Raw genomic sequence first — 21,484 nt, 5'->3', positions numbered from 1 at the left:
TATGACTCATTAGGCACTTCAAGGTACCTATATTACAGTAAAGTGCGTACTTACATATCGGCTTGGAAGACTGCATAATCAGTTGTACAGCCGAGAGAGAAGACGTCTTTCTGCTTGGCACTTAAAAAATTTCAAGGAGGAATTCGCTTTATGAGTTCTCAAACACATACAATGTCACATTCGAAAGAAAAATCCAGTGGTACTCTTGCCCTTTTAGCGCTCGCGATTAGTGCATTTGGAATTGGAACAACCGAATTTGTTCCTGTTGGCCTTCTTTCTTCTATTGCAGATGACCTATCGATTTCGATTACACTTGCTGGCCTATTGATTTCAGGTTACGCCATCGGAGTAGCAATTGGTGCTCCGGTTCTAACTGCTTTAACGGGAAAAATGAATCGGAAGACGCTCCTCATGTCATTAATGGTCGTTTTTATCATTGGTAACCTTGTAGCTGGAATATCCACATCATTCGGTTTACTACTCGTTGCCCGATTTATTACAGCATTTTCACACGGGATTTTCTTCTCAATCGGATCAACGATTGCGGCAGACCTTGTTCCAGAAAATAAGCGAGCAAGTGCGATTGCCTTTATGTTTACAGGATTAACTGTCGCGACCGTAACCGGGGTTCCGCTTGGAACATTTATTGGACAAGCCTTTGGTTGGAGAGCAACGTTCCTTGGTGTCGCCCTACTTGGTGTGATTGGGATTATCGCAAGTGCGATTCTCGTGCCAAAAGATTTGAAAGAATCACCGCCAGCGAAATTTAGTGAACAGGTGAAGATCTTAACGAATGGAAAATTACTCTTAGCATTTGCGATTACAGCACTAGGTTACGGTGGTACGTTCGTTGCCTTTACGTATTTAGCCCCACTTCTTGAAGATGTTACAGGACTTAGCGTGAAATTTGTTAGTGTGATTTTGCTCGTTTATGGTGTTGCCGTAGCGATTGGAAATGTCATTGGTGGGAAAGCGTCGGATAAGAACCCATTAAAAGCACTGTTTTGGATGTTCGTAATGCAAGCAATCATTCTCTTAATTATGACGTTAGCCCTTCCATTTAAAGTGGCCGGCATCATTTCGATTTTCTTCATGGGTTTGTTTGCCTTTATGAATGTTCCTGGTTTGCAAGTACTTGTAGTGAATCTTGCTGAAAAATATGTGCCATCTGCCGTTAACGTGGCATCTGCACTTAATATCGCTGCGTTTAACGTTGGAATAGCGATTGGCTCATTTGTTGGAGGCGTCATCGTTGATTCCATTGGTCTAATTCACACGCCTTGGATTGGAGCAATTATGGTTGTCGGAGCGGTCGTGCTTACAGGATGGCTACGAGCTATGGAGAGAAAAGCATAGGAGGATGATGTAGAAAGTTCTTTAGTGTTTAATTCTAAGTTAGTGAAGAAACAATTGAACGGTTGCTGAACAAAGCGATCCCTTTCACGAATGTAGTGGTAGGGATCGTTTATTCATTCATACTGACTAAAGCCATTTTGAAACGCAGCAAGATGATTTTTTGAGGCATCACCAAGTTTTGTCATTACGGTTTGGACATCCTGCGGCAGGTCTGATAGATCCGCTACTTTCTCATACATGGCTATGTTGTCAACTTCTCCTTGAACGCCAGCTTCAAACGCTTCTTTTAACGTTTTGGGAGTGAATGTATACTGGCTAGCCTTATTTTCTAGGGCGGTTATGTTATATCGTGTAATTTTGTTACAGAAGATAACTGGTCAGATCACATGCAAGTAGACGGTAATTTAATTACTGGTCAAAATCCCCAATCAGCCACTAATGATTAAGATCCCCTAGAAGATAGATAAACGAAAAGGACTCCGAATCTCGGAGTCCTTTTCGTTTATATTTTTTACTCTTTATCTTTGTCTTTTTTCTTACCGAAAACTTTTTTAGACGCTCCTTTAAATACATTTGAGGCGGTATCAACAGATTTACCAACGACTTTGTTTCCTGCTTTACTCACATTCTTAACAAAGTCTGTAGAAGCGTCAGCAGCTTTTCCTACAAGACCGCCTTCTCCGCTAACTGACTTCACAATATCGTTCGCTGTGTCAGCGGATTTATTCACAAGATCACTTGCGGTTTTTGATGTCTTCTTCACAATATTATCTTCTTTTGTTGAATTTCCCTCAGACATCTCAATCCCCTCCTTCGCGAATTTTGATACAACATTATGCTATGAACGGAAGGGTACAAATATGATTTTCAAGTAAAACGTCATTTGAATTTGAAATTTCTCCAATCTAATTGCGATAAGAAAAGGTATTCGATAGGAAGAAGTGGAAGGATTATTGAATGACTGTGTCTATAAGGAAGTGAAAGGATAGATGAATCATCAGTTGGATGTACGAGGTTTATTAAAGGGCATTGCCATATGGGAAGTAGTATTGTTTCTTCCAGCTATTTTGTTGTTTTCTTATCTGCCTGATGATGGACTGATCGACATCTTTATTAACATAATCATTTTCTTTTGTTGTACAATTGGTCTGTTTGCGATATCAAAGTATGTTCAGCGGTTTGTGAAGAGAAGATAATAAATTACTAAAAAGGAGGATGCGCATCGTGCACATCCTTCTTTTTAGTAGTCTATTCGATTCTTATGCTTTTCCCAGCTTTGAAAAGGTTCGTTCTTCTCATCCATTTCAATATGGTGAAACGGAATGGTTCTTTGTTCAGGCTTTTTCTCAATTTCGTTATAGATCACGGCATCATCAAACCCAGCGTCGGCTGCTTCATTTCTCGATGCAGCAAAATATACGCGGTCTGGGCGAGACCAGTAGATCGCTCCAAGGCACATCGGGCAGGGCTCGCAGCTTGCGTAAACGACACAGCCTTCAAGCTGATGCGTCCCGAGTTTTTGACATGCGTTTCGAATCGCAACGACTTCTGCATGGGCAGTAGGATCATGATCCGTTGTCACTTGATTAAATCCTTCGCCTATAACAACGCCATTTTTGACGACGATTGCACCAAATGGCCCACCGTCATGTTCAGTTACGCTTTTAGATGCTAGCTGGATTGCATGTGTTAACCAATCTTTCTCTGTCATTTCATCACACTCCTGTACCCTAATAATTAGACATATTCCACAGCATTCCCTATAAGATCTAATAAATTTCCATACAGGAGATTGGGATGTTAAGGCGAAGTGTTTTCTTAACGACTAAAGAGCGAGGAGGAGGGATTTTTGATTAATGTAATTACCAAAATAAGGGGGAATGAGAATGGAACTATTAATCCTTGGTGGAACACGTTTTATTGGAAGATATGTAACAGAGAGAGCTTTAGAGAAGGGACATACGGTTACGCTATTTAATAGAGGGACTAATAAGCAACAATTTTCGGAAGTTGAAACGATTATCGGAGATCGTGATGGAGATTTATCCAGTTTAGCGGGAAGAAAGTGGGATGCTGTAATTGATACGTCAGGGTTTATTCCGAGAACAGTGAATAAATCGACGAAGCTTTTACAAGATAGGGTTAATCATTATACATATATATCGAGTGTTTCAGCTTATCAAGATTTCGGAGAAAAGCCATGTACAGAAAGTTCGCCTCTTCAGGAAATCTCAGATACGGAAGCGGAACGTATCACAGCAGGAACAGCTGGACCGATTTACAACGAGCATTATGGTGCACTAAAAGCGAAGTGTGAAGCTGTTGCAGAAAAGAATTTGAATGGTCGGGTTCTTCATATTCGACCTGGACTCGTTGTAGGGCCGTACGATTATTCAGATCGTTTTACTTACTGGGTTAAGCGAATTCACGAGGGTGGTGAAGTTCTAGCGCCAGGAAATCCTGAGCGTCCAGTACAATTCATAGATGTGCGAGATCTTGCTGATTGGGTATTGCGAATGACGGAACAAAGGGTTGCGGGCGCGTACAATGTGACCGGGAGAGAAAGAATGAGTACAATGGGGGAAGTGCTTGCCTCATGTAAAAAGGCGAGTGGAAGTAATGCGGTTTTTCGTTGGGTAAACGAAGAATTTCTTCTTGAAAATGAAATAGCGCCGTGGACGGAATTACCGCTCTGGCTTCCTGAATCAATGAGTGCAGCTGAGACGAATGTTGATCGGGCGCTTCGTGAAGGATTGAGCCTTCGCCCTCTTGAAGAAACGATTCACGATGTTATAAATTGGCTACCCATTCGAAATGACGAGACCCCACTAAAAGCTGGACTTACAAGAGAGAAGGAGAAAGCCCTTTTACGTATGGCGGAATCACGATGACGTTGCCATTCGAAAATGTAGCGATCTTACCTGATTGAGTGAATAGAGGGAAAAGGACAGAGCCTGGCGGCGATCCGTCAGGTTTTTGTTGTTATGCTAGAATAATCTATTGTATGTAGTTGAACGATGTGAGGGAAAAACATTCGATTTTATCAACGAAACAGAAGGAGGTCAAGATGATATCATTTCTTCTTACTTTAAAGAGGATGTTGTCAGCATTATGGAAAGCGATTAAGGATAAAGAATTTCAAGTTCTCTTCTTTCTTACGACGATTACACTCGTCTCTGGAACGATTTTCTATCACACTGTTGAAAGTTGGTCCGTGTTAGATTCGCTTTACTTTAGTGTTGTCACGCTAACAACTGTAGGGTTTGGGGATTTTAGTCCACAAACCGATTTCGGGAAAATTTTCACGATCATTTATTTGTTCACAGGAGTTGGTCTTATTCTTGGATTTATTAATAAGCTTGCTTTACATATGGGGAGAAGTAAAAGAAAACAAGATTAATATGTAGTGATGACAAAGAAAGGGCTCAACTGGAAATGAAGTTGGGCTTTTTTATTATTCATTAGGACGCATTTGATGCGGAGTTTCATCCCTTGCGTTATAACGAATACAAGCATATAATACAAATCGTAAAGTTTACGATTTGTAAAAAGCGAGCTATCGGTATAGGTTGTGGATAAGTACCCTATGCACGGTGCCAAAACGAATAGCATAAATTAGAATAGATGAAGGGATGAATTAGGTTGGCTAAGAAGTCGAAGGTAGTAAAAGAACAAAAGCGCCAGGAGATCGTCATGAAGTATGCTGAGCTAAGGCAAGAGTTGAAGGCAAAAGGAGATTTTGAAGCGTTACGAAAGCTCCCACGTGATTCATCACCAACACGCTTGAATAATCGGTGTGAAGTGACTGGTCGTCCTAAGGGATATTTAAGGAAATTTAAAATGTCTAGAATTGCGTTTCGTGAATATGCTCATAAGGGGCAGATCCCTGGGGTAAAGAAGTCAAGCTGGTAAAAGGGTAGGGGAAGATATGGAGTGCAATGAACATTTGTTGAAGATGCTCGTTCGTGATATCGTGGCGAAGCTTCCTGAGAAGGAGAAAGCCCTCTATCAGTTCATCGATGAACTGGAAGTAAGATTAATACAATCAGCGGCTACACCAGATCAATACCTTAACCTTCTGAAAAAGTATTCCCCTTATCATGAAGCAGCGAATCAGTTTGATATCTCAGCTTATAAGGCGAGAACAATGATGCATCGGATTGAATGGAAGATTGCCGCAAGATTGGATGAAAAGCTTCAGCGTATGAAATGGTTGGAGCAACCTTCGAGTGGAAAAAGGGTCATAAAAGGTTATCTCACGTTCTAAATGAAGAGAGGCGGCTCGCAATTGAGCCGCCTCTCGTCTTTTTAGGAACTACAGTGATTTGAAGTAGGTACAAACCGTTTCAATTCCTTTTGTGAAATTTTCAATGTGAAAATGTTCATTTGGAGCATGCAAGTTTTCTGATGGTAAGCCGAAGCCCATAAGGACGACGGGTGCTTCGAGAACGCGAGCGAACACTTCTACGATTGGAATTGATCCACCTTCTTTAGGGAAGAGAGCGCGCTCGCCGTATACTTTTTCATAAGCATCTGCCGCTTTTTGAATCATCGGATCATTTGAATCAAGCGACACTGGACGTGCTTGAATAAATTGATTTACGGTCATCGTAGTACCAGCAGGTTGATGCTCGAGTAGGTGTTTTTCGATTAAATCATAGATATGTTGGGGATCCTGATCACCAACGAGACGACAGCTAATTTTACCAGTTGCTTCTGATGGAACAATCGTCTTAATCCCATCACCCTGGTAGCCACCTGAAATGCCATTCAATTCGAGCGTCGGCCGAATGCCTGTCCGTTCCTTGAAGGTGAATCCTTTCTCACCAAATAAAGAAGTTAGTCCGAGCTCTTGCTTCATCGCTTCATCATCAGATGGAATACGAGCAATCTCTTCTTTTAATTTTTCTGTTAGTTCTGGTACCCCTTCGTAAAATCCATCTACAGCAATGGATCCATCTTCGTTATGAAGACTATCGAGTAGCCGAACTAGGGAATGAACCGCGTTTGGAACACCGCCACCATAAACTCCTGAATGGAGATCAGTATTCGCTGTTTTTACCTTCACCTCCATCGCAAGGGCGCCGCGGAGAGACGTACAAATGGCAGGTAATCCTTCTTTTATAAAAGAAGTATCTGAAATCACAACAGCGTCAGCAGCGAGCTTATTAGTGTTTTCTTCAATAAAAGGTCCAAGATGTGGACTTGCGATTTCTTCCTCACCTTCTATACAGAACTTCACATTGACGGGTAGCCTGCCATCTTCTTGCATCAACAGTTGCATCGCTTTGATATGAATAAACAGCTGTCCTTTGTCATCTGTTGCACCGCGAGCATAGATCTTATTATCACGAATAACGGGTTCAAATGGCGGTGTTTCCCAAAGATCGAGTGGGTCAGCGGGCTGTACATCATAATGGCCATAGATAAGAATCGTCGGTTGACCTTCCGCATGAAGCCAGTCGGCGTAAACGATCGGATGGCCGTCTGTTTCGATGACTTCAATGTTTTCCATACCAGCTTTTTCTAAAGAACTGGCGACCCACTTAGCCCCTTTTTGGACGTCTGACTTATGGGCTGGCAAGGCTGAAATGCTTTGGATTTTTAGAAACTCTTCTAGTTCATTAAGGAACGTATTTTTATGTTGTTCGATGGTTTTTTGCATATAGGTTTTCCTCCTCTATTATGTTGTCCTTATTATAGTCGAGTGTGGCTTATTTGCACATCAGGGTGTATTATAACAATGGATAAAAAAGGTAAAATGATAACGTTGGCTTGATTATAAGATTAAGAATATTACATTCATATTAATCAGTTGTCATATTGAATGAGTCTAAATACCTCCATGTGGAATCGATTCCTGATAAGAAAGAACTATTTATTTTCGGTTTGGAAACCTTTTCAATTTACGATTGCAAACCGCTTTCTTTTCTGAGGGATTAGGGTTTACGTATCAAAAGTTGTGTATGAAATGTGACTTTTCGAGCTTATTGACGTGTTCACATATTTTCCATACAGTTATGGCGAACGAAACAATCAACTAATATTTTGAGGAGTGTGGCAGATGGGGAACGTGAAAAAGTCTTCTGTATTTAAGGGGATTGCACTATCGACAATTATGCTAGTAAGTGGATTTGCAGGTACGCCATTAACAACGAATGCAGCTGAAAATGAAGCTGAAACAGCTGTATGGTCACGTCAAGATGCGCAAGACTATGACTTATCAAAAGATAACACTGCACCTAACATTGACAACGTAGAGGAAGTGGCTCCAGACTATTGGGTTTGGGATACATGGCCGCTACGTAACCGTGATGGATCAATTGCTCAAGTAAAAGGTTATCAGGTTGTTTTTGCCCTTACGGCATCTAGAGAATATACATGGGGTGGCCGACATGACGAAGCTCAAATTCGCTACTTCTACTCGAAGAACGGGAAAGATTGGAAAATGGGCGGGCTCGCTTATGATTCCGAAGATGCCCTAGGTTCTCGTCAATGGGCTGGTTCAGCGATGATGGATGATGATGGTAAGGTACATCTTTTCTATACAGCTTCAGGTCGTAAAGGTGAAGAGCAAACTACATTTGAACAACGTCTTGCGAAAACAACCTTTGATATCGAAGCAGATAAAAAATCCAAATCTGTTGAGCTAAGCAACTTTGGTGAGCACGAAATCCTTGCTGAAGCAGACGGTGAGTACTATGAAACGCAAGAACAAAAAACTGGTAATATCATTTATTCATTCCGTGACCCATGGTTCTTCCAGGATCCTAAGACAGGAAAAGAATACTTAATCTTTGAAGGAAATACAGCTGGAGACGACAAATCACTAGACCCAGAAAACATTGGTGATGCTGATTTCCGTGAAACGCACGATGTACCAGTTGGCGCTGAAGATTACAACGGGAACGTTGGGATTGCTGAAGCACAGAATGAAGATCTAACAGACTTTGAATTGCTTCCACCACTACTTGAATCAAACGGTGTTAACCAGCAGCTTGAGCGTCCACACCTTCTTGTTAAAGGTGGAGAGTACTATCTCTTTACAATCACACATAAATTTACATTTGCTCCTGGATTAACTGGTCCAGATGGTCTTTATGGCTTTACGAATGATTCTCTTCGCGGTGACTACGAGCCACTTAACGGCAATGGTCTTGTTGTAGCAAATCCTGAAGATGACCCTTTCATGACATACTCTCATGCAGTTATGCCGAACGGTACAGTTATTAGCTTTGTCAATGAGTATCGTGATGAAAATGGTGAGCTTCAATATGGCGGTACATTTGCACCAACGCTTAAACTTTCGATCCATGGTAACGAAACAAAAGTAAACGGCGCACTTAAGCCAGGGCAAATCATGCCATCACACTAAAACTGGGAAACCAGACTAAAGGAGACTTACAAACATGAATAAGTTTTCAAAAACAGTAGCGACTTCCGTACTCGGATTCGCTACCCTGTTTTCAAGCTTTGCTCCGGCAACAGGCTTTGCGGCTGAGAGCGAAACGTCGAACTGGACAAGAGAAGATGCAGCAAAGATTGTGCAAAACAAGGATAATACAGCACCTGAAATTAATACAAAAGATCTTGAGCAAATTGCGCCAGATTATCATATCTGGGATACGTGGCCTCTTCGAAAAAAGGATGGCTCCATCGCAACTGTGAACGGATATAAAGTGATCTTCTCACTGACAGCACCAAGTGATGTATTGCCTGGTAAGCGTCATGATATCGCTGAAATCCGCTATTTCGTTTCTAAGAACGGTAAGGACTGGGAGCTTGGTGGAACGGTTTTCAATGAAGAACAGGCACTAGGTTCACGTCAATGGGCAGGTTCTGCCATGATTGAAGACGGCGAAATCAATTTCTTCTATACGGCAACAGGTCGTAAAGGGGAAGAGCAATTGACTTATGAACAGCGTCTTGTAAAAGCTTCTGCTGATGTGGGTGCATCGAAAAAAGGAGTCGAATTTACAAACTGGTCTGATCATGAAGTTATTCTTGAGCCGGATGGCGAATACTACCAGACAATGGAACAAAGTAAGCAGGGAGACATCGCTTATGCATTCCGCGATCCGTGGTTCTTCGAAGATCCTAAAACAGGTGAAGATTACATTTTGTTTGAAGGGAATTCTGGTGGTACACCTGCAGAACGTTCTGTTGAACAAGAGCACATCGGTTCTGAAGACTTCGCTACTGTAGATGAAGTACCAGAAGTATCAAAGCTCTTTAACGGTAGCATTGGGATCGCAAAAGCAGAGAACGATGACTACACTGAGTTTGAAATCATGCCTCCGTTGATGGAAGCGAACAGCCTAAATCAGGAACTTGAGCGTCCGCATATCGTGACAAAAGGGAATAACTATTACCTTTTCACTGATACGCACAAGAACAAATTCGCTCCTGGAACGAATGGTCCAGATGGTCTCTATGGCTTCGTATCGAACTCCCTAACAGCAGACTATGAACCTCTTAACGGTAGTGGTCTTGTTGTAGCGAATCCAGAGAATGAACCATATCAAACATATTCATGGATGGTTATGCCGAATGGCACAGTAGTTAGCTTTGCGAACTTCTATGACTTAAATGGATTAACGATCGATGAACTTGGAGCGCAATCAGAGCAGTACCAATTTGACCACTTTGGTGGCACACTAGCACCATCTCTTAAACTTTCCATTCATAATGATGAAACGAAGATTGTGAAAGAAATGGATGCTGGCGTATTTAAATAATCTTTTATGGTAACTGTCGGGGGACACACTTCGGCAGTTACTTTTTTATTCAGAGATACCTTATTCGTAAACACGATGGACAGGAGAGCTTGATACGATGAGAAAATGGTCGCTAGCTGTCGGAGCTATTTTAGTAATCGGCATGATTATACTCATGATGAACTTGAATGAAAACAATGAATCTTCTAGACAAGATGAAGTAAAAGATGCGGGGATCCTAGAAGACTACAATCAATCGTATCGACCCCAATTTCACTATACGCCGATGCAAAACTGGATGAATGATCCAAATGGAATGGTCTTTTTTGAAGAACAATACCATTTATTTTATCAACATAATCCTTCTGGAAATGAATTTGGCAACATGGGCTGGGGCCATGCGGTTAGTAGCGATTTGTATCATTGGGAAGAGAAGCCAATGGCGCTAAAGGCGGATGATCAGGGGATGATTTTCTCAGGTGGTGCTGTCTATGACGAGAACAATACGAGCGGTCTTTTTGAAGAAGGAAAAGGGGGTCTCGTAGCGTTCTATACAATCGCTGGAGAAGAACAAACCCAGGCGCTTGCTTATAGTGAAGATGGTGGCGATACATGGAAAAAGTACGGTGGTAACCCTATACTTCCAAATCCAGGAATCAAAGATTTTCGAGATCCAAAAGTGATCTGGCACGAGGAGTCTGAAAAGTGGATCATGCTTCTCGCTGCTGGAGATAAAGTTATCTTTTACGGTTCGGATAATTTGATCGATTGGCAGCAGCTTAGTGAATTTGGTGTCGATCAGGGAGCGCAGGGTGGCGTTTGGGAAACGCCAGAGCTATTTAAACTACCTGTCGATGGCGATTCGTCGAATGAAAAATGGGTGCTACAGGTGGATATGAATCCAGGCAGCATCGCCGGCGGATCCGGTGGACAGTATTTTATCGGTGATTTCGATGGAGAGACGTTCACGAGAGAAGGTGCAAAAGAAGACATTAACTGGGTCGATTATGGAACTGATTTCTATGCGGCTCAAGCCTTCAGCAATCATGAAGGCAATCCGATTTGGATGGCGTGGATGAGCAATTGGATGTATGCGTCTGATTTGCCAACGGATCCATGGAAAGGAGCGATGTCACTTCCTCGTGAAGTTTCATTGAAAGATGTGAATGGTGAAACGCGTCTTATTCAAGAGCCTGCGGGTGACGTTGAATCAAACCGTTCTGAGAAACTAGTGGATTTATCTAATGAGGAAATTGAAGGAAGGGTTCCTCTCGATCATTTTGGAGCAGATACGTATGAGGTGATAGCTGAATTTGATTTAGACACGTCAGGTGAATTCGGTTTCCGCGTTCGAAAGGGAGATGAAGAGGAAACGATTGTCGGTTATGACTCCAAGAATAATCTCGCGTTTGTTGATCGGCAAAATAGTGGCGATACAGGATTTCATGAACAGTTTCCTGGCGTGTATCGAGCACCGCTAGAACCAACGGAAGATGGCAAAGTGAAGCTCCATCTGTTTGTCGATCGCTCCTCAGTCGAGTTGTTTGCGAATGATGGAAAGCGAGTAATGACAAATCGGATCTTCCCATCTGAGGATAGTGATGGTTTTGAGATCTATGCGATGAATGGCAAAGTGACACTTGATTCTTTAGAAGTGTATAAGCTTGATTCTTCGTGGAAAACGGGCGGGAAAGAGTAAAGGTTACATGTTGAGAGCAGTCATCTGCGATAGAGATGACCGCTTTTTCGTATCGGAGACTTCTTGTTGAGAGGGGAACCTCGTTATTTCCGCGAATTCTGAAATATATCCGCGATATTTTATTTTTTTCCGCGAAAAACGTGATAATTCAGCGATATTCTTAATAATTCCGCGAAATGCTCGCTAATCGATAATAAATAGGTCCTTAGAAGTGGTTTCCTTTTCCTGGATTGGGGTACAAATAGCTATCTTGTAAATAATGGGGGATGTATGGAAATGGAAACATCATTTTCAAATTCAGAACAGCAAAAGTTTGTCAGGACTCTTCAGTCATTCAAGGAAAATCGCCAGGATCCCGTTGTGTTAGAAGAACTATTATCAGACGCTGCCGTTCTCATTGACCAGAATAATCTCGAATCCCTTTATCAACTCGCTAGTGACTATGATCAGGCGGGCATTTTTGAAGGTGGACCATGGGAAGAACCTCGTAAATTACAACCGCCTCTAGTAGGGGGATCTTTTAAAATAGACGGAAACTATTCGATCTTTGAAGTACTAAGTGAGCTTCGTATGCTTGCGATTGCGAAAGAGGAATATACTCATCCAGATGTTACGAGCGACCAGGTGCGCACTTTTCTAAACAAAGTGATGGCGCTAAATCTTCAAATGATTTTCCCAGCTGAGACGGAGGAAGCAAGAATCAACCAGGGTCAAGAACAAAAGAGGGGCATGTCCCTTTTTCAATTTCTAGCCGAAAAGATGTCGCTCGGCTCGCTGTCGGCTACGTTTGTGGATGAAATTGATCGATTAACCGCACAGCGCCCGATCATGGTAAAGCGAATTAAAGAAATGATCGGTTACGCTGAAAATCTCTTGTCTTCAGAGGACTTAAGCACAGAAGGACGCGCGAGCATTCAGCGCTACCTTGATAGCGTGCATGCTCCGACGGAACTGAGTCAATCCTATCCAGACTTCATGGACTATCGCGATCAATTCAATGCGTTATCTGAAATGGAGAAAGAGTTAGAGGCGGAACGGTTCGCTGATGTTATGCGTGATACAGGTCTTGTTTCTCCCATTCACGCACAACTTGCTCGTACCCTTGCAGAGGAGGATGCTTCTCATCTACTCGTCCTCACGCTTGGATTAACTGAAAAAGGTGAAGCTAATTTAAATGAGCATTTTTCTTTAGTAAAAGAGCTCATTTTACTAGCCATCTATCCTGTCACAGCTCAGTCCCTCTATGGACTTGCGCGCATGCTTGAGCGTGGGGTTTTATCTTCTCCTCCGGTGATTCCAGGGCTTGAAAGGATCATTGAAATCGATATGCTAGCAGAAGTAGAAAAGGATTTGATGGCTTCACGGAATCATCCTGATGATGTGACGCCTGTAGGAATTTTACTTTCAGGTCTACTGAGTGTGCTTGGGCAACCGCTTGGCATTGGGCAGGGGATGAATCCTACATGTCAATCTGCGCGTGGAATCAGCCTTTGGTCACAGCATGACCCTGGATTCCTACTAGAACTTGTCGCAAGAGCGTGTCGTGATGGTGAGGTTGATATTTCGTTTGAAGGGGCTGAAATCAATTCTTCTCTCATCTTAGGAGGTTTAGCTCCGGATCTTCATAAAGAGCTTGATGCCGTTTCCCTTATACTCGTTCCGCATCTTGATCGCGTTTACGATGAAATGATGAAGCGCAGTGCCTTTCGTGGGGAAGATGGTCATAAATTTGTGAATCCAGAATTTTACGGTCAGTGGATATCTAAAGAGTTTTCTTCTGTTATCAATCCAGTTACTGGTGCCGTGTCAGATTATGAGCAGTTTGCAAGGCTTTTTTACGCGACGCATCATCCAGACTACAACGCAGGCCATCAGCTCATTTATCCAAACCCGGTCGGAATTTTCGTTACGACGGCGAATGCAGACTTACTCGGATTGCATGCCATTTCGATCCAGCGTATTGCTGCGGATTCATCAGGAGAAATGAGAGTTTATTTCTATAATCCGAACAATGATAGCGGTCAAGATTGGGGGCAGGGCATTAAGTCAACGGTTCGGAATCACGGTGAAGAGGAAGGGGAAGCGAGCCTTCCATTTGATCAATTCCTGTCACGTGTTTATGCCTATCACTATAATCCGAATGAGATGGGCGATTTAGCAGTCGTTCCAGATGAATTAATTGATCGGGTGACAACACTCGCAAAAGAAAGCTGGGGACAGAAATACCAGTGGGCAGATTTAACGAATCCGTTTTTAATTTAAAGAGTTGATGGGTTCCCTTCGTCTACATAGAAGGTGGACCCTTTTCTTATTAAGGGGTAGAGTAGAGAGAATAGATGATTCACTAATTAGGAGGTACATAGAATGGAAGCAAAACTAGTGATTGATGCACGCGCGATACTTGGAGAAGGTCCTTGCTGGGATGATCAAAGCCAGCTTCTTTATTGGGTTGATATTGAAGGAAAGAAAGTTCACGCCTACAATCCAATGACCGCAGGCAATATTGAGACGCAACAGGAGCAAATGGTTGGCACAATCGCGCCACGTGAATCAGGCGGACTTGTGATGGCGATGGCCGGTGGCTTTTATGCGATGAACCTTTCTACGGAGAGCGTTGAAGCAATCACCGATCCCGAAAGTCATTTACCAGATAACCGATTTAATGATGGCAAGTGTGATCCTGCAGGCAGGTTTTGGGCAGGGACGATGCACTTAGAAGGGTTAAAAGGAGAAGGAGCGCTTTATTGCCTTGATGAAAACCTTGAGGTGACGAAGAAAGTTGATCATGTGAGTACATCAAATGGTTTGGCATGGTCACCTGATACGCGCTACATGTACTTTATTGATACCCCAACGAAAAAAGTTGTCCGCTATGATTATGATTTTTCTACAGGTGATATTCGTAATCCCGTTGAGGTGATCACCATTCCAGACGGAGAAGGGATGCCGGATGGGATGACGAGCGATGAAGAAGGGAATCTATGGATTGCTCACTGGGGTGGGTCCAAGGTAACGAGATGGAATCCTGATACCGGTGAGCGACTGCTAGAAGTAAGCGTTCCTGCACTGAATGTAACATCATGTGTATTTGGTGGAAAAGAGCGGAATGAGCTCTACATTACTACCGCTAGAACAAATACGAGTGAAGAAGAGCTAAAGCAGTTTCCGTATGCAGGCGGAGTGTTTCGAGTGAAAACAAATGTGATAGGCAGTCGAACCTACTCATTTAAAGGTTAGTCCTTTTCCCTTCCTTCTTGTTTAAAAGTCTTCTATAATAGTAGGAAAATAATAGAAAATGAATGAAAAAAGAAGGGGAGGCTGAGTGTGAAACTAAAATCACTCATCGCAATGGGGCTTTTTTTATTGCTGCTTGCGGGTTGTTCGGATCAACCGTCAGCGGTTGATGCGTTCGATACATATGTTAAGGACTGGAATAAACAAGAATTTAGCAGCATGTATAAGAAGTTATCACCTGCTACGCAAAAAGAAATATCAGAAGAAGACTTTGTTGATCGCTACAAATCTATTTATGGCGATGTCGAAGTCGAGGATTTGAAAGTTACTTTTAAGAAACCGGAAGAAGAGCCTGAAACAAACGATGAAGGGGAAGTGACGTTTCCTTTTTCAGTGTCGATGCAGACACTAGCTGGCGAAGTCTCGTTTGATAACGAAGCAACGCTAGTCCTGACTGAAGGGGAAGACGCTGAATCTTACGGTGTGAACTGGAATCCTTCGTTTATTTTTAAAGAATTGAAAGAAGGCGATGAGGTTGCCATAAGTTCTTCTGTTCCAGTTCGTGGTGAATTGACCGATCGGAATGGGGAAGGCTTAGCGATCAATGGTACGGTTAAGCAAATTGGCGTTGTGCCGCAAGCCCTTGAATCTGATCAAGAAAAGATTGTGAATGAGCTTAGTGATGTGTTGAAGATGAGCGTAGCGGATATTGAGAAAGAGCTTAATCAGGGCTGGGTACAGTCTGATCCAACACAGTTCGTTCCGCTCAAAAGCGTGATGGAATCAGAAGAAGAGTTACTTGCTGACGCAAATGAGATTACTGGCGCTCAGATAAACAATACAATTGAAAGAATCTATCCTTACGGTGAAAGCGCCGCGCACTTAACAGGTTACATTCGACAGATGCAAAAGGAAGATCTGGAGAAGTATGCAGGAAAAGGGTATTCCAGCTATGAAAGCATTGGAAAGGCTGGCCTCGAGCAAGTGTATGAAGACGAGCTTCATGGTGTAACGGGCTGGTCGATTGAAGTAAAGGGAGCGGATCCTGAGAAAGTGATTGCCAGTAAGGAAAAGGTTGATGGCGAGAACATTCAAGTTACGATCGATGGCACTGTCCAACAGAAGTTGTTTGAAGAACTTGGAAAAGATCCGGGAACTGCGGTAGCGCTCCATCCAACAACGGGTGAGACGCTCGCTTTAACAAGCTCCCCTGCCTATAATCCAAATGATTTTACACTTGGGTTTGACGAAGGCGAGTATGCGAAGTTAGCTGATAATAAGGATCTTCCTTTTTCAGCGAAGTTTAACAAAACGTATTCACCAGGCTCGACGATTAAGCCACTTACTGCTTCAATCGCACTACGAGATGGGGATTTAGATCCGAATGCAGTTGAGAAAATTGATGGTTTGAAGTGGCAGCCAGACTCAAGTTGGGGTGGATATAAAGTGACGCGCGTAAAACCTGCAGATCCGGAAGTAAATCTTGCAGAAGCGCTTATGCATTCGGACAATATTTATTTTGCACGTAAAGCGCTGGATCTTGGCGCAGATAAGTTCCAGAAAGGATTGGAGTCGTTCCAGGTTGGTCAGGAAGTTGAGCTTCCTTTCCCAACTGAAAACTCATCGATCTCAAACGGTGGGCTCGGTGATAATGACATTCTTTTAGCTGACTCAGCCTATGGACAGGGGGAGCTACAGATTTCCCCTTATCAGTTAGCGATGACCTATACGACGTTTGCGAATGATGGCGTGATGTTGAAACCGACGCTTCGACCGGGAGAAGACGAGTCAGCGGAGGAATATGAAGTGATTTCCCCTGAAATCGCCTCGATTGTGAGCGATGATCTTGAGAAGGTGGTTTCTGATCCTGAGGGTACCGCTTATGATCCGGTGGTTAAAGGCATTTCGCTCGCTGGTAAGACAGGAACGGCTGAGTTAAAAGCGGCAGGCGAAGAAGAAGGCCCAGAAAATGGACTGTTTGTCGCGTATAATACGGACAAGAGGGACTTACTTGTCGCGATGATGGTCGAAGGTGCCTCAAGTCACGATATTACAGGCAAAGTGAAAGACGTTTTCGCTGAAATGCAGTGATGTTGGGCGGACTTTGGATGGCTGATCGCCGTTTATTGGCCAAATTCCTGATATATTGGCCAAACATAAAAAAGCCTCGATTCTCCCACAGAATCGAGGCTTTTTTTCTGGAAAAGTAAGGAATCTTAAGAGGAATTCTCGTCACTTCTATGGAAAATAATAATAAGGATAAGCTAGATTCAATTGAAAGGAGGGTGTCGAACGGTGCAGCATAACGATCTTTGTATGATTGATCGAATAGAAGGATTCATGCCTGAGGTTAGTAGATTGGTTTCGATGATGAATTACGCCAGGCATACGACGGAAGAAACGATAAAAGGATTAACTACCGAACAGCTCGATTTTCACCTTGATGAAAAGAGCAATTCAATCGGCATGCTGCTACAGCATATGGCTTCGGTTGAAAAGGCGTTTCAAATTATGACGTTTCAAGAGCGAGAGTTAAATGACGAGGAATGGGAGGAATTTGGGACAGGGATTGAGCTTAGAGAAAAGGCAAGATCAGTCATTCGCGGACGCGATCTGGATGATTATTGGAGTGAGCTCAGTCTTGTGCGTGCTCATACGTTGGAACACCTGCGGAAGAAGGACGACAAATGGCTCGAAAAAGTTACCCCGTTTGGTTGGGACGAAAAGGCCAACCATTATTTCAAATGGTTTCACGTGATGGAAGATGAAATTAGTCATCGCGGGCAAATGCTCTTAATTAAAAGGAGAATAAAGAGTTAGAGGTGAAACAAAGTGCATAATGGAACACTGATGACAATACGAGACAAAGCATTATATGTAGAAGTGCATGGTTCAAAAAATAACCCGCCTCTTCTTTATCTACACGGTGGACCAGGAGAGAGCTGCTTTGATTTCTCTTACCATCAGACGGATCGACTGAAAGAGAATTTCAGAGTGATTGCGATTGATCAGCGTGGCGTTTGCCGTTCAGAAGCGGTGAATGATGATGAAGAATTTGGCTTGATGGATTTAATCGAAGACTGCGAAGCGATCAGGAAACAGTTTGAATTAGAATCGTGGTCAGTGCTCGGTCATTCGTTTGGTGGCTATCTTGGTGTACTCTATGCCAGTCTTTATCCTGAATCAATTGATCATTTACTGCTTGAATGTCCGACGTTTGATTTTACGTTAACATCGAGAAGCTTGTTGAAAAAAACGAGTGCGCTCTTAGACAAATATGGGGAGCATCAGAAAGCAACAGAGAGCTTAGAAATTGCCAAGGATTCTGATATTAAGAATCGAGAGCTAGCAGAGCTTTATGGAAAATACAGTGATTATCTTGAAGAGAACCGAATGGAAATATACATTTACAATACAAACGAGCCTACAGACTATAGCTATTATAGTGAGGCGAAATGGGATGAGCTTTACGATAGATCAGAAGTGCACTATAACTTGTTAAGAGAAGAAGGAAAGATCTTTCATTCACTCATTCCACATCTATCAAAGCTTACGATGCCAACTCTCTTATTAACAGGAGAGCATGATCCCGTGACATCCGAAGAACAGATCGATGCTTTCAAGAAGGACGTCGAAAATGGGGCAATCTATCATTTTGCAAACAGCGGCCATACCCCCCATGATGAAGAAGCCGATCACTTTGCACACGTTATAACCCAATACATAGGTGATAAAAGAGGAGAATAGACGCATGTTTACATATCAAATCAATGACGATCTTTACCTAAGAATGTATACGATAGACGATGCCGAAGCGCTTTATCATTTAATCGATGAATCAAGAGATTACTTGAAAGAATGGTTAGCGTGGGTTGATTATAATACAGATATTGAATCTTCTCGTGATTTTATACAACGGACATTACAAGGCGTGAGTGAAACAGGAGGATATCCGAAAACGCTCGGCATGTTTTATAAAGGTGAGCTTGCTGGTACGGTTGGGTTTAATGAAGTGAATCGAACACATAAGTACGCGACGATTGGATACTGGCTGAGCGAAAAGTTTCAGAAGAAAGGTATCGTAACGGAGGCGTGTCGTGGAATGATTAATCTAGGATTTAACGAAATCGGGCTCAACCGGATAGAGATTCGTGCTGCCTCAGGAAATAAGAAAAGCCAGGCGGTTCCAGAACGACTAGGTTTTACGAAAGAAGCAGTGGTCCGGGAGGCGGAGCTCGTTAATGGACAGTTCTATGATCACATTGTGTACGGAATGCTAGCGAGAGAGTGGTTAACAAAAGAAAAAGAAGCATAAAAAAACTCCAGGGGATAACATCCTCTGGAGGAATTAAGGTAGATCAACTTTCCTTATTAAATACTCTAGTTCTTCCATTGTGCATTCATAGAGCTGTTTATCTTTTAATTTATAAATTCCACGGTCTAATAGACGTTGAATGAAGGACTGTTTTTGTTTAGGGTCTTGCTCGGATGATATGAGATGTGACATGTTTCATTCCTCCTGTTAAGTATATCCAGGTAATATGTTCCACTTTGGGTCCAAGCTCAAACCTTAAAGAGCACATTTTCAAAAAAGGATAAAGCGCTTTCGTGACGAATGCTAGATGATAACGATTAGGAGGGATACGATATGGCGAAATATGACGTACTACTAGGGGCAGAGCCTTTTTACTTTGCTGGGAATCACATCGGTGTGCTTGTTCTCCATGGTTTTACAGGTTCGACGCAAAGCATGCGTTATCTTGGGGAGCAATTGGCTTCAGAAGGGTATACGGTTTGTGGTCCGAGATTGAAAGGTCACGGTACTCACTATGAAGACATGGAGCAGAGTACATATGAAGAATGGATCCAGTCTGTTGAAGAAGGCTATCAATGGTTAAACGAACGATGTGAGGAAATCTTTATTACAGGCCTGTCGATGGGCGGCACGCTAACGCTTTATTTAGCTGAAAAACATCCTGAAGTGAAAGGGATCATGCCGATTAATGCTGCGATTGATTTACCAGGTCTTGAACAAATGAGAGGAAAAACAGAGCCGCGTTTCCTTGATGCAATTGGATCAGATATTAAAGCGGAAGGTGTCGATGAGCTGGCATACGAGAAAACGCCTACGAAGTCGATTCAAGAGATTCTTGCTTTAACAGAAATTACACGAAAAGGCCTTGAAACAATATCGGTGCCGGCCTTAATTTTTAAATCACTAGAAGATCATGTCGTGCCGCCAGAGAATTCGACGATGATTTATAATGAAATAGCTTCATCGAGTAAAGAAGTGATCGAACTAAAAGATAGCTATCACGTAGCGACGCTCGATCATGATAAAGAGCTAATTGCAGAGAAGTGTAAAGCATTTGTGAAAGCTCTTCTATAAAGGAGGTTTTAAGATGGAAGTCAGACAGCTAACAGCGGATGACGCTGAAGCTTATTGGGAACTTCGGTTAGAAGCGTTAAAGAAAAATCCAGAAGCATTTGCCTCAAGCTATGAAGAGGCGATTCAAAAAGATGATCCGATTAAAAGTACAGCGAGAAACATGGAATCAGGTGCCACTTTTGGCGCATTTGATCAAGAAACATTAATTGGTGTCATCACTTTTGTCAGAGGCAGCGGCATCAAGGTTCGTCATAAAGCTGATTTATTTGCTGTTTACGTGACGCCAGAATATCGTGGCAAAGGGGCAGGGAGAGCTCTTTTAACCCGGGTGATGGATTATGCGAAAAGTCAGGATGCTCTTATTAAATTAAGCGTTTCGGTCGTTTCTACGAATGAACGGGCGAAGCATCTGTACAAAAGCTACGGCTTTAAAACCGTTTACATTGAAGAAAAGGCTCTTTATGTTCAGGGAAGATTTCTAAACGAAGAACATATGGTGCAATACTTTTAAGGACTAGCAGACGTCAAGATGACGTCTGCTTTGTTGTGAAATCTTCATTATAAAGAGCAACGCTGTAGGGAAAGAGCTCAGCTGTCATAATCCCATCTCGGACAGCGGGATCGCTTTTCATAAGCGCTTCTGCTTCTTTTTCAGAAGAAACCTGAATGACGACAATTCCAAAAGAAGAAGTGTCGTTGTTTAACGTTCTGCCAGCCATAATGAGCTTATTATTCTTCAATAGCTGTTGAAGGGCGTGGAAGTGCTCTGATACGATGCTGTTCTCTTTGTCAGTCCAGTTCTTTTCTTCCAATAGCTCAGGGATTAGCGTTAGCTTGTATAGAAATTGTTTCATTTGTAACCTCCATCACTGGCAAATCAGAGGCAATAGGCTCTTCTGATTAAACAGTCACCATATATAGTTTGTTTCTCCATTTAAGAAAGAAATCCTCTATTTTGGATAAGGTTGTGCTCGCAATTACTAGAAAAATAGCTTGAAACGCTTCGTAGCTAGAAAATGTTTAACACTAACTATACCTCTATTTAAATTGTTTTAAGTCGAACCACTGTTTCCTTCTTCAGAGCAGTGG

The 21,484-nt window shown here is 42.5% G+C and carries 23 protein-coding genes; 17 read left to right on the top strand and 6 right to left on the bottom strand.

What is annotated here, in order from left to right; translation table 11 throughout:
- Positions 1-150: 150 nt before the first annotated feature.
- Positions 151-1,356: an MFS transporter gene (locus Q4550_RS02935; RefSeq protein ID WP_303530232.1), complete on the top strand. Its 1,206-nt coding sequence runs from the start codon at positions 151-153 to the stop codon at positions 1,354-1,356.
- A 113-nt stretch (positions 1,357-1,469) separates the two neighbouring features.
- Here Q4550_RS02935 and Q4550_RS02930 read toward each other — a convergent pair whose 3' ends face one another.
- Positions 1,470-1,595 (bottom strand): hypothetical protein, encoded by a 126-nt coding sequence (locus tag Q4550_RS02930; RefSeq protein WP_303530230.1) that lies wholly within the window; start codon positions 1,593-1,595, stop codon positions 1,470-1,472.
- 272 nt (positions 1,596-1,867) lie between these two features.
- Entirely contained in the window at positions 1,868-2,155 is a 288-nt protein-coding gene (locus Q4550_RS02925; protein ID WP_303530228.1) for a hypothetical protein, read from the bottom strand.
- 190 nt (positions 2,156-2,345) lie between these two features.
- Between Q4550_RS02925 and Q4550_RS02920 the strand changes: the two genes are divergently transcribed.
- A complete protein-coding gene (locus Q4550_RS02920) occupies positions 2,346-2,552 on the top strand; it encodes a DUF6007 family protein (RefSeq protein ID WP_303530226.1) in 207 nt (68 codons plus the stop codon).
- 44 nt (positions 2,553-2,596) lie between these two features.
- Here Q4550_RS02920 and Q4550_RS02915 read toward each other — a convergent pair whose 3' ends face one another.
- Positions 2,597-3,067, bottom strand: coding sequence for a nucleoside deaminase (locus Q4550_RS02915; RefSeq protein WP_303530224.1), 471 nt, complete (start codon positions 3,065-3,067; stop codon positions 2,597-2,599).
- A gap of 175 nt (positions 3,068-3,242) precedes the next feature.
- Here Q4550_RS02915 and Q4550_RS02910 point away from each other — a divergent pair, with 175 nt between their 5' ends.
- The 4 genes from Q4550_RS02910 (at position 3,243) to Q4550_RS02895 (ending at position 5,623) form a co-directional block, all read left to right on the top strand.
- Entirely contained in the window at positions 3,243-4,247 is a 1,005-nt protein-coding gene (locus Q4550_RS02910; protein WP_303530222.1) for an SDR family oxidoreductase, read from the top strand.
- A gap of 176 nt (positions 4,248-4,423) precedes the next feature.
- Positions 4,424-4,756: a potassium channel family protein gene (locus tag Q4550_RS02905; RefSeq protein ID WP_194220467.1), complete on the top strand. Its 333-nt coding sequence runs from the start codon at positions 4,424-4,426 to the stop codon at positions 4,754-4,756.
- A gap of 242 nt (positions 4,757-4,998) precedes the next feature.
- The gene (gene rpsN, locus Q4550_RS02900) at positions 4,999-5,268 is read left to right on the top strand and encodes a 30S ribosomal protein S14 (RefSeq protein WP_303530219.1); all 270 of its coding nucleotides are present in this window, start codon (positions 4,999-5,001) and stop codon (positions 5,266-5,268) included.
- A gap of 16 nt (positions 5,269-5,284) precedes the next feature.
- Positions 5,285-5,623: a hypothetical protein gene (locus Q4550_RS02895; protein ID WP_226616228.1), complete on the top strand. Its 339-nt coding sequence runs from the start codon at positions 5,285-5,287 to the stop codon at positions 5,621-5,623.
- 48 nt (positions 5,624-5,671) lie between these two features.
- Here the strand turns inward: Q4550_RS02895 and Q4550_RS02890 are convergent, their stop codons facing one another.
- Positions 5,672-7,021 carry a dipeptidase gene (locus tag Q4550_RS02890; protein ID WP_303530218.1) on the bottom strand — a complete coding sequence of 450 codons (1,350 nt, stop codon included), beginning with the start codon at positions 7,019-7,021 and terminating at the stop codon, positions 5,672-5,674.
- A 399-nt stretch (positions 7,022-7,420) separates the two neighbouring features.
- Here Q4550_RS02890 and Q4550_RS02885 point away from each other — a divergent pair, with 399 nt between their 5' ends.
- From Q4550_RS02885 to Q4550_RS02845, 9 genes are all read left to right on the top strand, one after another.
- The gene (locus Q4550_RS02885) at positions 7,421-8,731 is read left to right on the top strand and encodes a glycoside hydrolase family 68 protein (protein WP_303530216.1); all 1,311 of its coding nucleotides are present in this window, start codon (positions 7,421-7,423) and stop codon (positions 8,729-8,731) included.
- 34 nt (positions 8,732-8,765) lie between these two features.
- Positions 8,766-10,094 carry a glycoside hydrolase family 68 protein gene (locus tag Q4550_RS02880; protein WP_303530214.1) on the top strand — a complete coding sequence of 443 codons (1,329 nt, stop codon included), beginning with the start codon at positions 8,766-8,768 and terminating at the stop codon, positions 10,092-10,094.
- A gap of 97 nt (positions 10,095-10,191) precedes the next feature.
- The gene (locus Q4550_RS02875) at positions 10,192-11,772 is read left to right on the top strand and encodes a glycoside hydrolase family 32 protein (RefSeq protein ID WP_303530213.1); all 1,581 of its coding nucleotides are present in this window, start codon (positions 10,192-10,194) and stop codon (positions 11,770-11,772) included.
- A 276-nt stretch (positions 11,773-12,048) separates the two neighbouring features.
- Positions 12,049-14,034 carry a hypothetical protein gene (locus Q4550_RS02870; RefSeq protein WP_303530212.1) on the top strand — a complete coding sequence of 662 codons (1,986 nt, stop codon included), beginning with the start codon at positions 12,049-12,051 and terminating at the stop codon, positions 14,032-14,034.
- 102 nt (positions 14,035-14,136) lie between these two features.
- Positions 14,137-15,009, top strand: coding sequence for an SMP-30/gluconolactonase/LRE family protein (locus Q4550_RS02865; RefSeq protein WP_303530210.1), 873 nt, complete (start codon positions 14,137-14,139; stop codon positions 15,007-15,009).
- Between the two features lie 87 nt (positions 15,010-15,096).
- A complete protein-coding gene (locus Q4550_RS02860; protein WP_303530209.1) occupies positions 15,097-17,097 on the top strand; it encodes a penicillin-binding transpeptidase domain-containing protein in 2,001 nt (666 codons plus the stop codon).
- A 204-nt stretch (positions 17,098-17,301) separates the two neighbouring features.
- Complete coding sequence (locus Q4550_RS02855) at positions 17,302-17,826, top strand: DinB family protein (RefSeq protein WP_483298549.1); 525 nt, start codon at positions 17,302-17,304, stop codon at positions 17,824-17,826.
- Between the two features lie 30 nt (positions 17,827-17,856).
- A complete protein-coding gene (locus Q4550_RS02850) occupies positions 17,857-18,753 on the top strand; it encodes an alpha/beta fold hydrolase (RefSeq protein ID WP_303530485.1) in 897 nt (298 codons plus the stop codon).
- 4 nt (positions 18,754-18,757) lie between these two features.
- A complete protein-coding gene (locus Q4550_RS02845; protein ID WP_303530207.1) occupies positions 18,758-19,321 on the top strand; it encodes a GNAT family N-acetyltransferase in 564 nt (187 codons plus the stop codon).
- A gap of 33 nt (positions 19,322-19,354) precedes the next feature.
- Here the strand turns inward: Q4550_RS02845 and Q4550_RS02840 are convergent, their stop codons facing one another.
- The gene (locus tag Q4550_RS02840) at positions 19,355-19,513 is read right to left on the bottom strand and encodes a Fur-regulated basic protein FbpA (protein WP_303530205.1); all 159 of its coding nucleotides are present in this window, start codon (positions 19,511-19,513) and stop codon (positions 19,355-19,357) included.
- A 141-nt stretch (positions 19,514-19,654) separates the two neighbouring features.
- Here Q4550_RS02840 and Q4550_RS02835 point away from each other — a divergent pair, with 141 nt between their 5' ends.
- Entirely contained in the window at positions 19,655-20,395 is a 741-nt protein-coding gene (locus Q4550_RS02835) for an alpha/beta hydrolase (protein WP_303530203.1), read from the top strand.
- A 13-nt stretch (positions 20,396-20,408) separates the two neighbouring features.
- Positions 20,409-20,906, top strand: a complete 498-nt coding sequence (locus Q4550_RS02830; RefSeq protein ID WP_303530202.1) for a GNAT family N-acetyltransferase — start codon at positions 20,409-20,411, stop codon at positions 20,904-20,906.
- Positions 20,907-20,919: 13 nt separating this feature from the next.
- Here Q4550_RS02830 and Q4550_RS02825 read toward each other — a convergent pair whose 3' ends face one another.
- Positions 20,920-21,249, bottom strand: a complete 330-nt coding sequence (locus Q4550_RS02825) for a YciI family protein (protein WP_303530201.1) — start codon at positions 21,247-21,249, stop codon at positions 20,920-20,922.
- Between the last annotated feature and the right edge of the window lie 235 nt (positions 21,250-21,484).

It is taken from the genome of Anaerobacillus sp. 1_MG-2023 (genome assembly GCF_030547345.1).
Lineage (GTDB): Bacteria > Bacillota > Bacilli > Bacillales > Guptibacillaceae > Guptibacillus > Guptibacillus hwajinpoensis_B.
The sequence above is the reverse complement of the archived record's forward strand: the minus strand, read 5'-3'. Positions and strand labels throughout refer to the sequence as shown.

What these genes read in the sequence shown, in the direction of transcription:
- Q4550_RS02935 (WP_303530232.1), top strand. Translation starts at nt 151, where the DNA reads ATGAGTTCTCAAACACATACAATGTCACATTCGAAAGAAAAATCCAGT.
- Q4550_RS02930 (WP_303530230.1), bottom strand. Translation starts at nt 1,595, where the DNA reads ATGTATGAGAAAGTAGCGGATCTATCAGACCTGCCGCAGGATGTCCAA.
- Q4550_RS02925 (WP_303530228.1), bottom strand. Translation starts at nt 2,155, where the DNA reads ATGTCTGAGGGAAATTCAACAAAAGAAGATAATATTGTGAAGAAGACA.
- Q4550_RS02920 (WP_303530226.1), top strand. Translation starts at nt 2,346, where the DNA reads ATGAATCATCAGTTGGATGTACGAGGTTTATTAAAGGGCATTGCCATA.
- Q4550_RS02915 (WP_303530224.1), bottom strand. Translation starts at nt 3,067, where the DNA reads ATGACAGAGAAAGATTGGTTAACACATGCAATCCAGCTAGCATCTAAA.
- Q4550_RS02910 (WP_303530222.1), top strand. Translation starts at nt 3,243, where the DNA reads ATGGAACTATTAATCCTTGGTGGAACACGTTTTATTGGAAGATATGTA.
- Q4550_RS02905 (WP_194220467.1), top strand. Translation starts at nt 4,424, where the DNA reads ATGATATCATTTCTTCTTACTTTAAAGAGGATGTTGTCAGCATTATGG.
- Q4550_RS02895 (WP_226616228.1), top strand. Translation starts at nt 5,285, where the DNA reads ATGGAGTGCAATGAACATTTGTTGAAGATGCTCGTTCGTGATATCGTG.
- Q4550_RS02890 (WP_303530218.1), bottom strand. Translation starts at nt 7,021, where the DNA reads ATGCAAAAAACCATCGAACAACATAAAAATACGTTCCTTAATGAACTA.
- Q4550_RS02885 (WP_303530216.1), top strand. Translation starts at nt 7,421, where the DNA reads ATGGGGAACGTGAAAAAGTCTTCTGTATTTAAGGGGATTGCACTATCG.
- Q4550_RS02880 (WP_303530214.1), top strand. Translation starts at nt 8,766, where the DNA reads ATGAATAAGTTTTCAAAAACAGTAGCGACTTCCGTACTCGGATTCGCT.
- Q4550_RS02875 (WP_303530213.1), top strand. Translation starts at nt 10,192, where the DNA reads ATGAGAAAATGGTCGCTAGCTGTCGGAGCTATTTTAGTAATCGGCATG.
- Q4550_RS02870 (WP_303530212.1), top strand. Translation starts at nt 12,049, where the DNA reads ATGGAAACATCATTTTCAAATTCAGAACAGCAAAAGTTTGTCAGGACT.
- Q4550_RS02865 (WP_303530210.1), top strand. Translation starts at nt 14,137, where the DNA reads ATGGAAGCAAAACTAGTGATTGATGCACGCGCGATACTTGGAGAAGGT.
- Q4550_RS02850 (WP_303530485.1), top strand. Translation starts at nt 17,857, where the DNA reads ATGACAATACGAGACAAAGCATTATATGTAGAAGTGCATGGTTCAAAA.
- Q4550_RS02845 (WP_303530207.1), top strand. Translation starts at nt 18,758, where the DNA reads ATGTTTACATATCAAATCAATGACGATCTTTACCTAAGAATGTATACG.
- Q4550_RS02840 (WP_303530205.1), bottom strand. Translation starts at nt 19,513, where the DNA reads ATGTCACATCTCATATCATCCGAGCAAGACCCTAAACAAAAACAGTCC.
- Q4550_RS02835 (WP_303530203.1), top strand. Translation starts at nt 19,655, where the DNA reads ATGGCGAAATATGACGTACTACTAGGGGCAGAGCCTTTTTACTTTGCT.
- Q4550_RS02830 (WP_303530202.1), top strand. Translation starts at nt 20,409, where the DNA reads ATGGAAGTCAGACAGCTAACAGCGGATGACGCTGAAGCTTATTGGGAA.
- Q4550_RS02825 (WP_303530201.1), bottom strand. Translation starts at nt 21,249, where the DNA reads ATGAAACAATTTCTATACAAGCTAACGCTAATCCCTGAGCTATTGGAA.